Origin of the sequence: Streptomyces sp. NPDC005863, assembly GCF_042871345.1 — a bacterium.
GTDB lineage: Bacteria > Actinomycetota > Actinomycetes > Streptomycetales > Streptomycetaceae > Streptomyces.
Genome location: NZ_JBIAII010000010.1, coordinates 17,024 through 30,163, shown reverse-complemented (window position 1 = coordinate 30,163; position 13,140 = coordinate 17,024). Strand labels below are relative to the sequence as shown.

At 68.4% G+C, this 13,140-nt stretch carries 15 protein-coding genes; 2 read left to right on the top strand and 13 right to left on the bottom strand.

All coding sequences use genetic code 11. The features are described from left to right. Window positions 1-2: 2 nt before the first annotated feature. From ACFYO9_RS29260 to ACFYO9_RS29205, 12 genes are all read right to left on the bottom strand, one after another. Window positions 3-536: a hypothetical protein gene (locus ACFYO9_RS29260; protein ID WP_358778101.1), complete on the bottom strand. Its 534-nt coding sequence runs from the start codon at window positions 534-536 to the stop codon at window positions 3-5. Next, complete coding sequence (locus ACFYO9_RS29255) at window positions 533-1,315, bottom strand: aldo/keto reductase (RefSeq protein ID WP_358778102.1); 783 nt, start codon at window positions 1,313-1,315, stop codon at window positions 533-535. The genes ACFYO9_RS29260 and ACFYO9_RS29255 overlap by 4 nt, the downstream gene beginning before the upstream one ends. Next, window positions 1,312-1,923, bottom strand: a complete 612-nt coding sequence (locus tag ACFYO9_RS29250; protein ID WP_388666692.1) for an AAA family ATPase — start codon at window positions 1,921-1,923, stop codon at window positions 1,312-1,314. Before ACFYO9_RS29250 ends, ACFYO9_RS29255 begins: the two co-directional genes overlap by 4 nt. Continuing rightward, entirely contained in the window at window positions 1,917-2,519 is a 603-nt protein-coding gene (locus ACFYO9_RS29245; protein ID WP_358778104.1) for a 3'-5' exonuclease, read from the bottom strand. The genes ACFYO9_RS29250 and ACFYO9_RS29245 overlap by 7 nt, the downstream gene beginning before the upstream one ends. Beyond that, the gene (locus ACFYO9_RS29240; protein WP_358778105.1) at window positions 2,516-3,694 is read right to left on the bottom strand and encodes a radical SAM protein; all 1,179 of its coding nucleotides are present in this window, start codon (window positions 3,692-3,694) and stop codon (window positions 2,516-2,518) included. The genes ACFYO9_RS29245 and ACFYO9_RS29240 overlap by 4 nt, the downstream gene beginning before the upstream one ends. A gap of 18 nt (window positions 3,695-3,712) precedes the next feature. Further along, window positions 3,713-4,750 (bottom strand): nucleoside-diphosphate kinase, encoded by a 1,038-nt coding sequence (locus ACFYO9_RS29235; RefSeq protein ID WP_358778106.1) that lies wholly within the window; start codon window positions 4,748-4,750, stop codon window positions 3,713-3,715. Next, complete coding sequence (locus ACFYO9_RS29230; protein ID WP_358778107.1) at window positions 4,747-5,778, bottom strand: thymidylate synthase; 1,032 nt, start codon at window positions 5,776-5,778, stop codon at window positions 4,747-4,749. Before ACFYO9_RS29230 ends, ACFYO9_RS29235 begins: the two co-directional genes overlap by 4 nt. Window positions 5,779-6,128: 350 nt before the next feature. After that, window positions 6,129-6,578 carry a helix-turn-helix transcriptional regulator gene (locus tag ACFYO9_RS29225; RefSeq protein ID WP_358778108.1) on the bottom strand — a complete coding sequence of 150 codons (450 nt, stop codon included), beginning with the start codon at window positions 6,576-6,578 and terminating at the stop codon, window positions 6,129-6,131. A gap of 371 nt (window positions 6,579-6,949) precedes the next feature. Further along, the gene (locus ACFYO9_RS29220) at window positions 6,950-7,102 is read right to left on the bottom strand and encodes a hypothetical protein (RefSeq protein ID WP_358778109.1); all 153 of its coding nucleotides are present in this window, start codon (window positions 7,100-7,102) and stop codon (window positions 6,950-6,952) included. A 452-nt stretch (window positions 7,103-7,554) separates the two neighbouring features. Further along, entirely contained in the window at window positions 7,555-8,007 is a 453-nt protein-coding gene (locus ACFYO9_RS29215; RefSeq protein WP_358778110.1) for a DUF6302 family protein, read from the bottom strand. 94 nt (window positions 8,008-8,101) lie between these two features. After that, a complete protein-coding gene (locus tag ACFYO9_RS29210) occupies window positions 8,102-8,491 on the bottom strand; it encodes a hypothetical protein (protein WP_358778111.1) in 390 nt (129 codons plus the stop codon). Then, a complete protein-coding gene (locus tag ACFYO9_RS29205) occupies window positions 8,488-9,105 on the bottom strand; it encodes an ATP-binding protein (RefSeq protein WP_358778112.1) in 618 nt (205 codons plus the stop codon). Before ACFYO9_RS29205 ends, ACFYO9_RS29210 begins: the two co-directional genes overlap by 4 nt. Before the next feature lie 311 nt (window positions 9,106-9,416). Here ACFYO9_RS29205 and ACFYO9_RS29200 point away from each other — a divergent pair, with 311 nt between their 5' ends. Both ACFYO9_RS29200 and ACFYO9_RS29195 read left to right on the top strand, forming a co-directional pair. Continuing rightward, window positions 9,417-10,778: an XRE family transcriptional regulator gene (locus tag ACFYO9_RS29200; protein WP_358778113.1), complete on the top strand. Its 1,362-nt coding sequence runs from the start codon at window positions 9,417-9,419 to the stop codon at window positions 10,776-10,778. A 33-nt stretch (window positions 10,779-10,811) separates the two neighbouring features. Further along, a complete protein-coding gene (locus ACFYO9_RS29195) occupies window positions 10,812-11,717 on the top strand; it encodes a phosphotransferase (protein ID WP_358778114.1) in 906 nt (301 codons plus the stop codon). 255 nt (window positions 11,718-11,972) lie between these two features. On the opposite strand, the gene ACFYO9_RS29190 is transcribed toward ACFYO9_RS29195, so the two are convergent. Further along, window positions 11,973-13,115, bottom strand: a complete 1,143-nt coding sequence (locus ACFYO9_RS29190) for an FAD-dependent monooxygenase (RefSeq protein ID WP_358778115.1) — start codon at window positions 13,113-13,115, stop codon at window positions 11,973-11,975. Window positions 13,116-13,140: the final 25 nt, after the last annotated feature.

Sequence of the window (13,140 nt, the reverse complement as noted above, 5' to 3'; positions counted from 1 at the left end):
CGCTATCTGTTGGGCGGGACATCTTGGGGTTGCACGTCCTCGACTCGCGATATCTGCCCATCCCGGAGGTGGAGCATCGCTCCGATCTCTGCGGCTTGGAGACCGAGGAACGCCCGCAACTTCCCTTTGCGCGCGAGGGAGGAGAGCGCATGTCGCTTGGGCAGCACGAGCAAGTCCGCGCGCGGGTCGCGGTAGACCAGTGCGCATGCCTCGCGTGAGGTCAGCGGCTCTGTGATGACGACGTAGGTGATGACCTGCCTGCGCCGCATCTGTACTTCGTCCACCACGACTCGCCGTTGAACGGGGAGTTCGTCCGCCAGTCCGGTGAGCACGGCCCGCCCGGCGTCCTCGGGGCTCTGGCCCTTCTCGACAGCCCCCGTCGGCAGGGCAAACGTGCCGTCTTGGAACCGAGGAAGCACGAGGTCGGAGTTGCCTACGGGGGCAAGCACGGAGACGCCGATGATCGGCGGCCGCCAGTTCTCATACGGCGCCCGGCGCCGCGCTGATGGGGCGGCGAACAGTGCGATTGCCGTCACGGGAATTCGCCCTCAGCCACTGCCTGGACTATGGCGTTGAGGTGGTGCGGGTTCCCGGTCCCGGGGATGGGCGCGGTGTGCGGTCCGCGGGCGAGTAGCCAGGACAGTGCGGACCTCAGCCCGTGTCCCATCGTTGCGGCGCCGGCGTCGAGCGGCCGGTAGGGGACGTACGGGATCTCTTGGGCGAGGCAGAGTTCCAGGATGGGGTCGTATCGATCGTTGATGTTGAGGACGTTCTGCACGGCGCCGATGGGGACTTCCTTCTGGGCGAGAAGGAGGTCTTCGGGGGTGACCTTGGAGACGCCGATGGAGCCGATCTTGCCCTCGTCGCGGAGCCCGGCCAGGGTGCCGAGCTGGTCGGCGAGGGACACGGCTGGGTCGATGCGGTGCAGGTAGCACAGCTCCAAGCGCTCGACGTTCAGGCGGCGCAGGCTCGCTTCGATGCTGGCGCGCAGGTACACGGGGTGGCCGTGCGGCGCCCACATGCCGGCGGCGGGGCGGACGAAGCCGACCTTGGAGGCAATGAGGAGTTGGCCGGGGTAGGGGTAGAGAGCGTCCTTGATCAGGTGCTCGACGGTGTGAGGACCGTAGGCGTCAGCGGTGTCGATGTGAGTGATGCCGTGGGTGTGGACGGCCTGACGCAGGACCGTGAGGGCTTGGTCGCGGTCTACGGGGTCGCCCCAGGTGCCGGGGCCGGTCAGACGCATGGTGCCAAGGCCGAGGCGGGAGACGGTTTTCCCGGCGATCTCGATGCTGCCGCCGGGTGGGCTGCTGGTCATGCCGGGGCCTCCGTGCAGCAGAGCCGAAGGGCGAGTTCGATGGCGTGGGCCTGGTTGCCGTCGTTGCTGGTGACGCGGGTGTGCGGCAGGTGTTCCTCGCGCAGGAGTGCGTGGGTGTGCTTCTCGACCAGCCGCCGGTATCGGTCGTCGTAGTCGTGCTTGGGCTGGACCGGCATGTCGGGGTCGAGGATGGTGGCGAGCAGAAGGTCGTAGGGGGTGTGGGCGGCGGCGAGCCGGTGCAGGGCCTCACGGTCGGTGCGCGGGATGGTTTGGCCGCGCCACTCCATGGCGGCTCGGTGGTAGGCGAGCGCGTCCCAGCAGGCTCGGTCCGCGAGGACGACGCGCGTGGGGGCGGTGGTGTCCAGGTTCGCGGCGGCGGCGACCTCGTCGGCGATGCCGGTGGCGAGGACCCAGCGGGTGGACTCCGCGGTGTGGTGCTGCATCTTGGGCAGGGGAACGCGGGCGGCACGGCGGCCGAGACCGCCGGTGCGTGCGACGGGGATGTCCCGGCTGCGCAGTTCCATCTCGATGCGGCGCATCAGCAGGGTTTTGCCGGTGGAGTGGGTGCCCATCACGCCGATGCGGATGAGGTTCGGTTGTGTCACCACAGGGTGGGCTCCTGTTCGGGTTCGGGGGCGCCGGGCAGGCCGGGTGGGACGGCGGCGGCCACGAGCTGTTCCCAGCTCTCGTACCGCTCGGCCATCGTGATGAGGAGCTGGGCGGTCGCGTAGGCGTCGAAGGTGGCGCGGTGGCGCTGCCCGGGTGCCTGGCTCAGGTCCGGCGTCGTGTATTTGATCAAGGCGTCGAGGGTGTACTTGGGCAGGTTCGGGTAGGTGGCTTTGGCCAGTCGGAGGGTGTCGATGACCCCAGCCGGCTGCCACTGCGGCAGGTGTGCGGACAGGACGCGGTAGTCGACGTGCGCGTGGTGGGCGGCGATCCATGCCGTGCCGAGCAGTTCGTGGACTGCGCTGCTGATCTCCTCCCAGCCCGGTTGATCGGCGAGGACCTGGTTGGTGAGGCCGTGCACGCGGGCGGCGAACGGCGTGACGGGCCGCTTCGGCTTGGTCAGCCACGCGCCGGCGGTGCTCTTGTCGGGCTGTCCCTCGCGCACGGGGAGCGCGGCCACCTCGACCAGGTCGGGCGGGTTGGTGCCGTTGCCCTCGACATCAACAACGAACAGCGCGGGCCAGGAGGAGAAGTTCATGCGGCGGGTGTTCCGTCCTCCGCCTTCCAGCCGATGTCGGCGCGGCCGTGCTGGCGGTAGTGGTGGGGCTTGGCTCGGTCGTGGCACTGGTAGCCGAACCCGTGCTGGAGGTAGTAGCGCGGCGGCTCGTCCAGTCCTTCAACGACGATGGCACGCTCAGTGACTTCGATCGGGCCGGTCGCGCCGAGTCCGCGGGCCTCCTGCGTGACGGCCTTCGCGTCCGGCTGGACCCAGGCCGCCTGGCACTTCGCGATCTGTTCCGGAGGGCAGATGTCGCACAGTTCGCGGATGCCGTAGTGGCCGTTGTAGTCGGCTTCCCCGTGCGCGTACGCGACGCCGCAGGAGGTCTTGCGGAACAGCGCTCCCCACGAGGTGTCTTCCTCGAAGGCGTCGAGTATTCGCTGCTCGGCCGCCTCGGGCATGATCTTGCGCCGGGCGGTGTCCTCGTAGGGCATTTCCAGGCCGTGGGCCTCGTAGTACGCGGCGATCTCCTTGCGGAAGAACAGGCCGGTGAAGACGGTGGCGTGCGCGTGCTGGGACAGCTCCTTGGCGCGGGCGATGTCGTCCGCGGAGTCGTTCAGGCCGGGCACGATGGGGCGCCAGTACAGGACGGTGCGGTACCGCTCGGCGTTCTCGTAGAGGGTGCGCAGGCTCGCGGCGGCGATGTTGCTGTCCACCGGCTCGATCCGTTCGTCCCGGATGTGCGAGTGGGTCACCAGCACCGTCAGCCGCAGGTTGGTGAAGCTGTTGAGGACGGCGCAGTCGTCGGGGTCGACACGCCACCGGGTGATGATCAGGACGTGGTTGGTCAGCCCCTGCTCGTCGAGCTGCCGCAGCACGTTGAACACGTGGGGTTTGACGGCGGGCAGCATCGGGTCCGTAGCCCGGTTCAGGAGCTGGATCGGGGTCTGGTGCGGGCGGAAATAGCGGTGCCCGACGAGGCGGCGCACGGCGTCCTCGTCGCTCATCAGCCGGCGAGGGACCTTCATGTCGAAGTTCTGGAAGAGGTGGCGCACGCAGTACCCGCAGTCGAGCGGGCAGCCAACGATCCAGTTCAGCGAGAGTCCCGACTTGCGGTACTCGATCACGTCGGCGAGTTCCTGCTTCAGGCCGCCGACCTTGTCGGGGGTGAGGATCGGCAGTGCGCGCCGGGCTCCGATGGTGGGGGTGCTCATCAAGGTCTCCAGGTGGGATCAGGCGTCGGCGGGCGTGCCTTGTGTCGGCAAGTCCGAGGAGAGGAGGTCGCGGCGGCCGACGCCGTACCAGGTGCCGAAGTCGCGCCTCGCGGCGTCCGCGTCGTCGGAGGTGTGGACGAGGTTGCGCACCAGGCGCTTCTCGGCGAGCGCTGCGCGGAGGCTGTCGTCGCCGAGGTCGCCGCGGATCGTGTTGGGCGCGGCCTTGGTGGGGTCGAAGTGGCCGAGAAGGTCGCGGAGCTTGGTGTGCACGCCCGGCTCTCCGTAGGCGAGTGCAACGGCGACCCGGCGGAAGGCGTACTCCTGGTCCAGGCAGGCCGGGATGTCGCGGTCGGGGTACCAGTCGCGGTCCACCAGGAGATCCCAGTAGTGGACGTGGGCCTGCCACGGCTGGGCGGTCGCCTCTTGCCGGTTGGCGATGGTGACACCGGTTGCGGAGATGCGCTCCAAGACGGCATCGACCAAGCCGCGTTCGACGGCGTCGGGCTTGCACAGGATGACCGAGCACCGGTTGAAGTCGGAGACCGCCAGGGCTCGGCCGGGGCCGTACCAGGTGCCGAAGTCGCGCCGCGCGGCGTCCGCGTCGTCGGAAGTGTGGACGAGGTTGCGCACCAGGCGCTTCTCGGCGCGCGCTACGGAGAGGCTGTCGTCGCCGAGGTCGCCGCGGACCGTGCCGGACACGGCCATGGTGGGGTCGGTGTGGCCGATCAGACGCCGAAGGCGGGCATGGACGTCCGGTCCTCCGTGCGCGAGCGCCACCGTGACGGTCCTCCCGGCGTAGGCATCGTGGAGCCACCTGGGCACGTCGGCGGGAAGCCGCCCGGGGTTGGCCAGCATGTCCCGGTAGGCGACGTGGGCTTGCCACGCCTCGGCGACCAGGTCCGTACGAGCCTGCACGCCGATCCCCGCGAGCTCGATGCGGCCCAAGACGATGTCGACCAAGCCGCGTTCGACGGCGTCGGGCTTGCACAGGATGACGGCCCAGCGCGTGAAGTCGGCGCCCTCGACCACGTCACCGGACGGCGGCTTGCGGCTCATCGGTTACTCACCTCTGCCGCTGCCGCGCACGAGGCCCACTTGCGTCCCACGAGCCAGCGCAGGCCCGGCAGAAGCGCATCCAGCACGTCACGGCTGACCGTGTCGGTCCCGTCGTGCTGGATCTGCCGGTACAGCTCGAACAGCAACAGCACCTGCTGCCAGTACGCCTCGAAGCCAAGGTGCCTGATCTCATCAGCGCTGTACCGCGCCGTGTTGGTGCGCAGCAGCTCTTCGTGCTCCAGGACCCGCCGGATGGTGTCGGGCCCGGTCGCCTGCGGCATCACCGGGAAGGCGAACTGCGGGCGAGTGCGACGCAGCTCCGCCTCGTTCAGCACCCTCTTGACGCGCTCGACGTTGCACTCGTTGACGTGCGCGGAGCCGATCGTGTGGGTGTAGTGGCCCAGGCGCACGCCGAGTTGGACGGCGGCGAACTCCTGGATCATCGTGAAGGAGAACACGTCGGACAGCAGCCCGCAGTCGAGATCGTTGGCGCGCATATTGCACACCATGTGCAGGTATCCCTCCCGCACGAGCAGGTGCAGGCCGGCCAGGCACGCCATGTCCGGGTTGTCGGCGGTGCCGTGTTCGGCGGCCGAGAAGACAGGGAGGTAGCCGCGCTTGCTGTCGGCCTCAGTGCGCAACAGCTCCAGGACCCGGTCGAACGGCGACACCGTATCGCCGACGGCGGGGTTGAAGAGCTGGTGCCCGTAGGCGGAGCCGCCGAGATTGACTCCGTCGGGAGAGCTGGAGCGCATCGACGGCGCGTAGTAGCCGATCATCGCCAGGTCCCGGCGGCCGGCCAGATACCAGAGCGCTTCGGCAAACTGGAAGACTGGGTTGGCCTTTCGCGCGGCGATGTAGGGCAGCCGCTGGCGCGGGTTGGGCAGTTGGAACGCGACGCCGATGACCTCGCGAGCAGCGTTCCCCCGAGCCTCGATGCGGTACGTGGGGCTCGCGCAGGCCAGGCGCAACAGGTCGAGGTATGCACCCTCGACGGTGCGGTAGGTCGGTGCAGTGAGCATCATCATCTTTCCGATCCGGTGGAGGAGAGGTGAAGTACGACTTGGACACGCCCGAGTGGTGGAGCCCACCCCACGCCCTGTGGTGTGGGCAGGAGCGCCAGACAGCAGGGAGACGGGCGGGTTTAGGCAGTGGCGCCGGTCGAGGACACCATCAGGGAACAAGCACGGGGTGTGGGAGGGGTGATGGGGGGGTAGGCCGACCGCCGCCTCGCACCCCTGAAGGGCGGCGGTCGGGGCGCTCGCGCATCTAACCGGGTTGCGAGAGCGCCTCTTCCTCCCCACGGTGTGGTCTCGGGCCGCTCCCGCACGGGGGCACGGTGGGCACGAGACCGGAAGGAAGCCCAGTCTGTGAAGCGTCAGGCCCCTACGGTGCCGCTGGCCAGCGCCGCGGTCTGCAACAGGCCGTACTGACGGGCCCTGGTCACCACGTGCGGCCGTGTCCGAGCGTTGAGGGTTTCCTTCAACTGGCGGAGATGCAAGGTGACTTGTCCGAGCGACATCCGAGTCTCGGTGGCCATCACCCGCTTCCTCGTGTTCAGCGCAAGCAGCCGGATCAGCCTCTGCTGCTCGGGCGGCAAGTCGACCGTGCCGCTTTCACGAGCAGGGGGCTGGAGCAGTCCCAAGTCGTAGGAGCGAGACACGAGTGAAACCTGTCCCCCGGCGCCCACCTTCTTCTTCGCCGTGCCTATGTAGTGCCGGACCGTGTTCGGTGATCGCTCCAGGCGACATGCGATCTCACGGTCGGTTTTGCCCTCGGCGAGCTCTTGTACCACCTGTCTCTCGCGGTGGGTGAACGAGACGGTCATGACGGCGGTCACCTCTGTCCCCTCTCTTGCGATGCTGGATGAAGGGCCGCTCAACGAGCTGGGTGTGTGCTCTCCGGCTCACCGAGCGGCTGTCTTGGGCGGGCTGGCGCTGTTACAGGTCGTCGAGGCTGACCACCGTGAACGCCCGCAGGGCGCACGAGTTGCTCGGCCACCATCCAGTCCAGGTCGGCGTGGCCGTAGGGCACCGGCGGCGCCGTCGCACGCCAAGACCTGGATGGCGCGATCAGCCGTGTACTGGTAAGGCGTGCCGATGACGCCGAACAGGGGCGCGCTCTGCGTGAGCAGTGCGACGTACCCGTGCTGGGCGAGGTGGGGGAACCTCTGCGGCGCCGTTCGAGGCAGAATGGCGGCTAGGCTGTGCGGATCGCGGCACTGGGCTCGTGCCCGCACTCCTCGGTGGAGTGAAGGAACAGCAGCCGGCCGTCGGGCATCGCTGCGGGCTTGCCGCAGACCTGGCACAGCAGCTTCGCCATCGTCTCGCGTAGCCGGACCGGGTCGATCATCTTCCAGGGCGGCGTACCGGTCAGCAGCCCGTGCTCGTCGAACGACTACGAGACCCGTGCCCACAGGACACCCTGTGCGTCTCGGTTCTTCCACCTTTCGTCCACACGGCTGATGTGGTTGCTCCCGGCGCTGCTGAAGGAAGCGCGTATGGCGAGGAAGGACTCGTCCACCTCGCCCTCGCGGCCCGTGATGTACGGGATCGTCGCCCGCGGCCGCGAGGGGACTGCCCCCATTACTGTTTCTGCCTTGCGGTCCAGCCGGTGCGGCAGGGCCAACCTCTCGGCGACTAGCAGGATGCCGGAGCTGCCGGGCGGGCGCGCGCCGCCGCGCGAAGCGCAGCCGCGGGCGCAGTTCCCAGGGGCGGCCGCTGCCGGCGTCGTGGTCGGCGGCGTCGAAGTCGGCGCTGGGGGGCTTGTACACAGACATGCGGTGCTGTTCCTTTCGGGCATGCTCAGACAACGGGCCGCTCGGAGAAGAACACCGAGCAGGAGGCCGGGGACGTGGTCGGCGCCCGGGTGTGCTGGGCCGCCGTGTACTGGTCGATGGCGTCTTCGCTGTAGCCGTAGAAGCGGCCCAAATCCGCATCGTTGTGGCCCGGCCGGAGGGATGGGGGGTGCGCGCCCCACTCCACGACGTAGCCGTCGTCCGGGTGGGCTGACCACCGCACCCGCGGGAGGGGGAAGCCGGGCTGTCCGCGCAACGCGTTTCGGACAGCGAGCCCGAAGCACAGGCAGGGCACGGGGTAGCAGCCACCGTGGCGGCTACCTCCGATGGGAACAGCCAGCAGCGGCATGCGGACCATGCAGACCGCCAGGCTCTCCTCCACCAGCTCCGGCTCAGCGAGTCGTTGCGCGTAGTACGTGAAGTCGTATGCTTCGCGCGCCTCCATCAGAACCGCGGTCACAGGCGGATGGTCCTTGGCGTCGGGCGTATGCATCATTCGGTGTCCCGGAGGCCCGTGCCGAGTGCTTTCAGCAGGTCAAGGGTGGACCGTGCTTTCATGGCGCGTTGTCCCCCATCAGGTCGAGCACGTCGACGATGGCCAGGGCGAAGCGGAGGATGTACCGGTGGGCGTTCCGGGGTTGTGGTCGCTCGGCGCGCAGTTCGGTGAGGAGGTACATCTCATCGACGGGGTATGGCGTGACCGTGTACGGCACGAGCTGGATGAGGGAGAGCGTCGTCTGGCGGAACCGGGCGGCGAGTCCTTCGATTTCCTCTGGAGTGGGGCGCGCGTGTTCACCGAGCACGGCCTCTAAGTCGCCGTACAGCGCCGGCGCGTCGAGGCTGATCTGAGAACGGCGCAGTGCGACAAGCAGCGGCCCCACCTCGTCGGGCGCGGTGGTGTACCGGCGCCGCATCAATTCCGCGCAGACGTGTGTGGTGGTCATCGTGGCCGCCCCTCAGCGGTGGCGAGGGTGCACCATGTCGCCATGCCGTCGGGGCTCACGCCCCACTTGGTCGCGAAGGTTTCCACGAGGTACATCCCGCGGCCGTGCTCCTCCTCCGCAGACGCCTTATGCACCTGCGGCGTACTGACCGTGCCGTCGGTCACCACGATGGCGATCGCGTCTGTGGTGATGATCAGACGGAACCCGAGGACGATGCCGTACCGCAACGCGTTGGTGGCCAGCTCGCTGATCACCAGCATCGCGCTCTCGACAAGGACGGGGCCAATGCCCCAGACGGTCAGCTTGGCCATGCCGATCCGGCGGCAGCGCCCGACCCACACAGCCTCGGGCCTGGGGAAGTCTGCGTCCGGGGCCCGGCGGTCGAGCTGGATGACGAAACCCACGTCGTCGAGGACATCGTTCGCGTCCAGGGGGAGGTAGTCAGGAAGACGGTTGGTCGCGGTGCCCATCAGTTCCCGCCTCCGGTGATCTCCGCTGTTGACGACGAGCTGAGCGCCCAAGGGGCGAGGGGGCTCCTTTCTATTCGCCGGTCTCCACGACTCCTGAAGCGTCGGCTTTGCGGCTTTGAAGGTGACGTCGGTGATGGGCGTCATGGGTGAACTTCCCATCTGCTCAGTGCCGGGGACCCTGCTAGGTGTTGAACCGATTCCCGAGGCTGTGGTCGCCAACGGCATTTGGAGGGTTGAGCGTTGGCGTTGACGGTCCGGCCTGCGAGGTTCGGGGTGTAAGGGTTGTCAGAAGGGCAGGCGGCAACAACCGTGACTCGAGCGCGTTTTACGGGTGCGCCGTCCGTTTCACGGTTTCGCGCCTCGGGACCGTGAAGAAGTCACGGATTCTCAACGCAGCGTTGCGGTCTGCTCACTACGCTCGTGACGGGTGACCGCGTACGGAGAAGGGCCCGCTCATGAACCAGCGTTCGGTATCGCACAACCCCTCGTGCGCCAAACGCATCCGCGACACACGGTCCGAGGCGGGATACGGGCTGTCCCAGATCGCTTTAGAGATTCACCAGTGCTGCCACGTCAGTTTGCTCCGCGCCCAGCGGCTTGCGCGCGGGTGGGCCCAGACCGAAGCCGTTGAACATTTACGCGCATTGGCGGAAGACCTGGGGCTGACCGCGCCACGTACCGATGCCGACCAACTGCGGCTGTGGGAGATGGGCATGCACCAGCCGCGACAGGGAGCGATCTCCTTGCTGTGCCGCCTGTACGACTGCTCGGCCCATGATCTTGGCTCCGCTGTTCCGGCAGGTGGCGCCTGGACGCCGGAACGGCAGCCCGAGAGGGCCGGCACACCGGTCGATCTGATTGGCCGTCGGATTGAGGCTGCCCGCCGTTCCATGGACCGGACTCTGGCGCTGGGCAGTGTCACCGCAGCGCAGATGGACTTGCTCGACGAACGCATCCTCGATGTCCGGCGGCAGTACCTCTACGCCCCGCCCGCGAAGATGCTCACCGAACTCCTCGATGAGTTGGAGGAAGTCAAGAACTTGGCGGTGGACCGGCAGCCTGCCGCGGTGCAAGTCCGGCTGTCGGAGATGACGGCGGTTCTCGCCACACTGATCGCCGATGCCCTGATGAAGTTGGGGCGCCTCTCACCGTCTCGCGCCTGGTACGACACTGCACAGAGCGCGGCCGACGACAGCGGCAACATCGAACTCAGGGCGCGGGTCCGCGCCCAGCGCGCCATGCTGCCGTACTACTACGGGCCCCTGGAAGGCGCCGTCACCCTGGGCCGGGAAGCTCGTCTGCTCTCGCGGGGCCGACAGACCGCGACAGCCACCTTCGCGACCGCGGCAGAAGCCAGAGCCTTGGCACGTCAAGGGAATGCCGCCGCAGCGGAGGCAGCCATCGCCGCCGCCCAGCGCTTGTACGACCGCTGTGACCCCGGCGACCAAGACGATGCGTTCAGCTTCCCTGAGCGGCGGATGCTGTTGTACCTCAGCGGCGCCTTCACCGCCCTGGGCCGCAGCAGCCAGGCCCGCCGAGTGCAGGAAGAAGCACTCGCCATGTACCCGGCCCGCACGGGAATCGACCCTGCCCTCCTTCAATTGGAGGCGGCGATCTGCTTGGCACACGACCGCAGTCCGGCCGAGGCATGCCAACTCGCCGGCACCACCTACCTCCGGGTACCAGCCAGCCACCGCACCCACATCCTGGAGGAGCGGGCCCGGGGCGTCCTGGAAGTGCTCCCACCGGGAATACGCCGAGGACGTGCCGCACGCGAACTCTCCGAAATCCTCGCGCTGCCCAAGGGACGCGCGTGACAGCGCCAGGGATCGTCGGTCAGCCTGAACCCCATGACAGCTCCAGCACCGGCACCCGGCGGCTTCGACGAATTCGAACTGCGCCACATCGTCAAGCACACCTGCGAGGTAGCAGACCTCGACGGGTCGAACGCACGCCTCCTGCGCGGACACACCAATGCCGTCATCCTGCTGCCCCAGGCCGCCGCAGTGGTCAAGGTCGCCCGCCGCGGCACCCCGGCCGGCAAAGTGCAACGCACCACCCGCTTCGTACGCTGGCTGATGGCCCGCGGCTTCCCCACCGTGCCGCTGCACCCTGGACCGGAACAACCTCTCTTGGTCGACGGACACGCCGTCACCATCTGGACCTACCTTCCGCAGCCAGACCACCCAGTCAGCGCAGCACAGATCGCCAAACCCCTCTTCCACCTCCACAACCTGCCCACGCCACCCGTCGAGCTGCCAGAACACGACAACGTCCGTGCGATCCGCAAGTCCATCGCCGCGATCACCGCCTCTCCCACAGCGACTCTGCGGTTCCTCACCGAACGCGTCGACCGACTCGAAGCCGAACTCGCCGAAGTGGACTTCGCTTTGCCGACCGGCCCCTTGCAAGGCGACCCTCAGCACCGCAACGCCCTGCATCATGGCGGTGAAGCAGTGCTGTGTGACTGGGACACCGTGGCATATGGCCACCCGGAGTGGGACCTGGTCACCATCGAAGTCCACTGCCGACGCTTCGGTTACGGCCCGGCGCACTACCGGGAATTCGCCACGGCCTATGGGTACGACGTCACTGCGCTGGCTGGTTACCCGACCCTGCGTGACCTACGCGAATTGCGGATGATCACCACGAACGCACGCAAGGTGCACCACGCTCCGGAAAGCATCCACGAAGTGCTGCGCCGCGTAGACGGCCTCGGAACCGCAGACTTGGACATGCGCTGGCACATCCTCTGACGGGAGTGTGAGCGTTCATGCGGTTGGTTCAGGCCGCGATTCCGTGCATCCGGCTCATGCTGGGAGCGAGATTCGGTGCGGAGGAGGCGGAACGTGGCTCCACCGTACAGGTGGGTCCGGCCGCCAGCAGCCGACCTGCCGCATCGGCGGTGCCCTGCCACTCGAGCCGGGCTCGTCGGACATGGCGGCGCCGACCGGGCTGAGAGCTACCGCGGAGCTGCGCCCCGACCGGTGACCGGTCGGTGCGGGCCCGGTCTACCGGTTCGTGGCTTCGCGAGAGGCGATCGGGTTCGTGCGGCCGACCGCGCGGCCCACCGCGTTGCGCACCGCGAGGCCCGGCCGGGTGCGGGGCACCATGAGTCTGGAGAGCAGACCGACGCGTCGCTGCCGCGGGCCTACCTCACGGCGGAGACGGGCCTCGTAGGCGGCGAAGGCGCGGGCGTGATCTCCGGGGTGGGCGGCGAGCTCTTCTGCGAGGGCGTACGCGCCCGCCATCGCCATGCTGGACCCGTCACCCAGCAGGGCCGTCGCCGCCGCGGCGTCTCCGAGCAGTACGACCCGTCCGCAGGACCACGAGGGCATCCGGAGGGTGGTCAAGGGGTCGAAGAACGGAGCCGGGTGGTCGAGGAAGGCTGCCACGAGTTCCGGTGCCCGCCACCGCACGTCGGCGTAGGCGTCGGCCACGGTCTGCTTGTGAAGGGCGATGTTCTTGCGGTCGTGGGGCGCCGGCTGTGCGGTCCGGAAGGTGAAGATCGCGAGCGGGGTGGTCCGCGAGGGGTGGAGGACCAGCATCCGGTTCGGCACGGTCAGCATCGTCATCTCCCTCGGGTCCTCGACGGCGTCGGGTTCCAGCGGGACGGTCGCGCCGTACAGGCCCAGGTCGCTCGAGAACTGCCGCTCGGGGCCGAATACCAGGCGCCGTACGGTGGAGTGCATCCCGTCGGCTCCGACGACCAAGTCGAAGCGCCGTGGCGCGGACCGCCGGAAGGTGACGTCCACCCCGCCTTCATCCTGGTCGAGAGCGGTGACCGTGTCGTCGAACAAGAACTCTGCCTCGGTCTGCGCCGACCGGTGGAGCACCTCGGACAGGTCGGCTCGGGTCACCTCGACCGTCGGCGTCTTGTCCGAGGTGAGCGGGAGTTGCAGGATTCGCCTGCCGTCGGGGTCGAGCAGGGTCAGCGACCGATTGCGGGTGGCGAGTTCGCGGAGCTGCGGGAGGATGCCCATGCGCTCGGCGACCGGGATCGCGGGCCCCTTCACGACGATCGCGCTGCCACCGGAGCGCAGCTGCCGGGCGTGTTCGACGACCGTCGGCCGGTAGCCGTTCCGGGAGAGCCAGTACGCGAGTGCGGGCCCTGCGATTCCGGCACCGACTATCAGCACCTCGGGCTTCTTCATGACGATGACCTCTCGGAGTGTCGAT

Bases quoted from the DNA above. Each gene is read 5' to 3' on its own strand.
- ACFYO9_RS29255 (WP_358778102.1), bottom strand. From the start codon at position 1,315: ATGACCAGCAGCCCACCCGGCGGCAGCATCGAGATCGCCGGGAAAACC.
- ACFYO9_RS29245 (WP_358778104.1), bottom strand. From the start codon at position 2,519: ATGAACTTCTCCTCCTGGCCCGCGCTGTTCGTTGTTGATGTCGAGGGC.
- ACFYO9_RS29240 (WP_358778105.1), bottom strand. From the start codon at position 3,694: ATGAGCACCCCCACCATCGGAGCCCGGCGCGCACTGCCGATCCTCACC.
- ACFYO9_RS29235 (WP_358778106.1), bottom strand. From the start codon at position 4,750: ATGAGCCGCAAGCCGCCGTCCGGTGACGTGGTCGAGGGCGCCGACTTC.
- ACFYO9_RS29230 (WP_358778107.1), bottom strand. From the start codon at position 5,778: ATGATGATGCTCACTGCACCGACCTACCGCACCGTCGAGGGTGCATAC.
- ACFYO9_RS29225 (WP_358778108.1), bottom strand. From the start codon at position 6,578: ATGACCGTCTCGTTCACCCACCGCGAGAGACAGGTGGTACAAGAGCTC.
- ACFYO9_RS29220 (WP_358778109.1), bottom strand. From the start codon at position 7,102: ATGATCGACCCGGTCCGGCTACGCGAGACGATGGCGAAGCTGCTGTGC.
- ACFYO9_RS29210 (WP_358778111.1), bottom strand. From the start codon at position 8,491: ATGACCACCACACACGTCTGCGCGGAATTGATGCGGCGCCGGTACACC.
- ACFYO9_RS29205 (WP_358778112.1), bottom strand. From the start codon at position 9,105: ATGACGCCCATCACCGACGTCACCTTCAAAGCCGCAAAGCCGACGCTT.
- ACFYO9_RS29200 (WP_358778113.1), top strand. From the start codon at position 9,417: ATGAACCAGCGTTCGGTATCGCACAACCCCTCGTGCGCCAAACGCATC.
- ACFYO9_RS29195 (WP_358778114.1), top strand. From the start codon at position 10,812: ATGACAGCTCCAGCACCGGCACCCGGCGGCTTCGACGAATTCGAACTG.
- ACFYO9_RS29190 (WP_358778115.1), bottom strand. From the start codon at position 13,115: ATGAAGAAGCCCGAGGTGCTGATAGTCGGTGCCGGAATCGCAGGGCCC.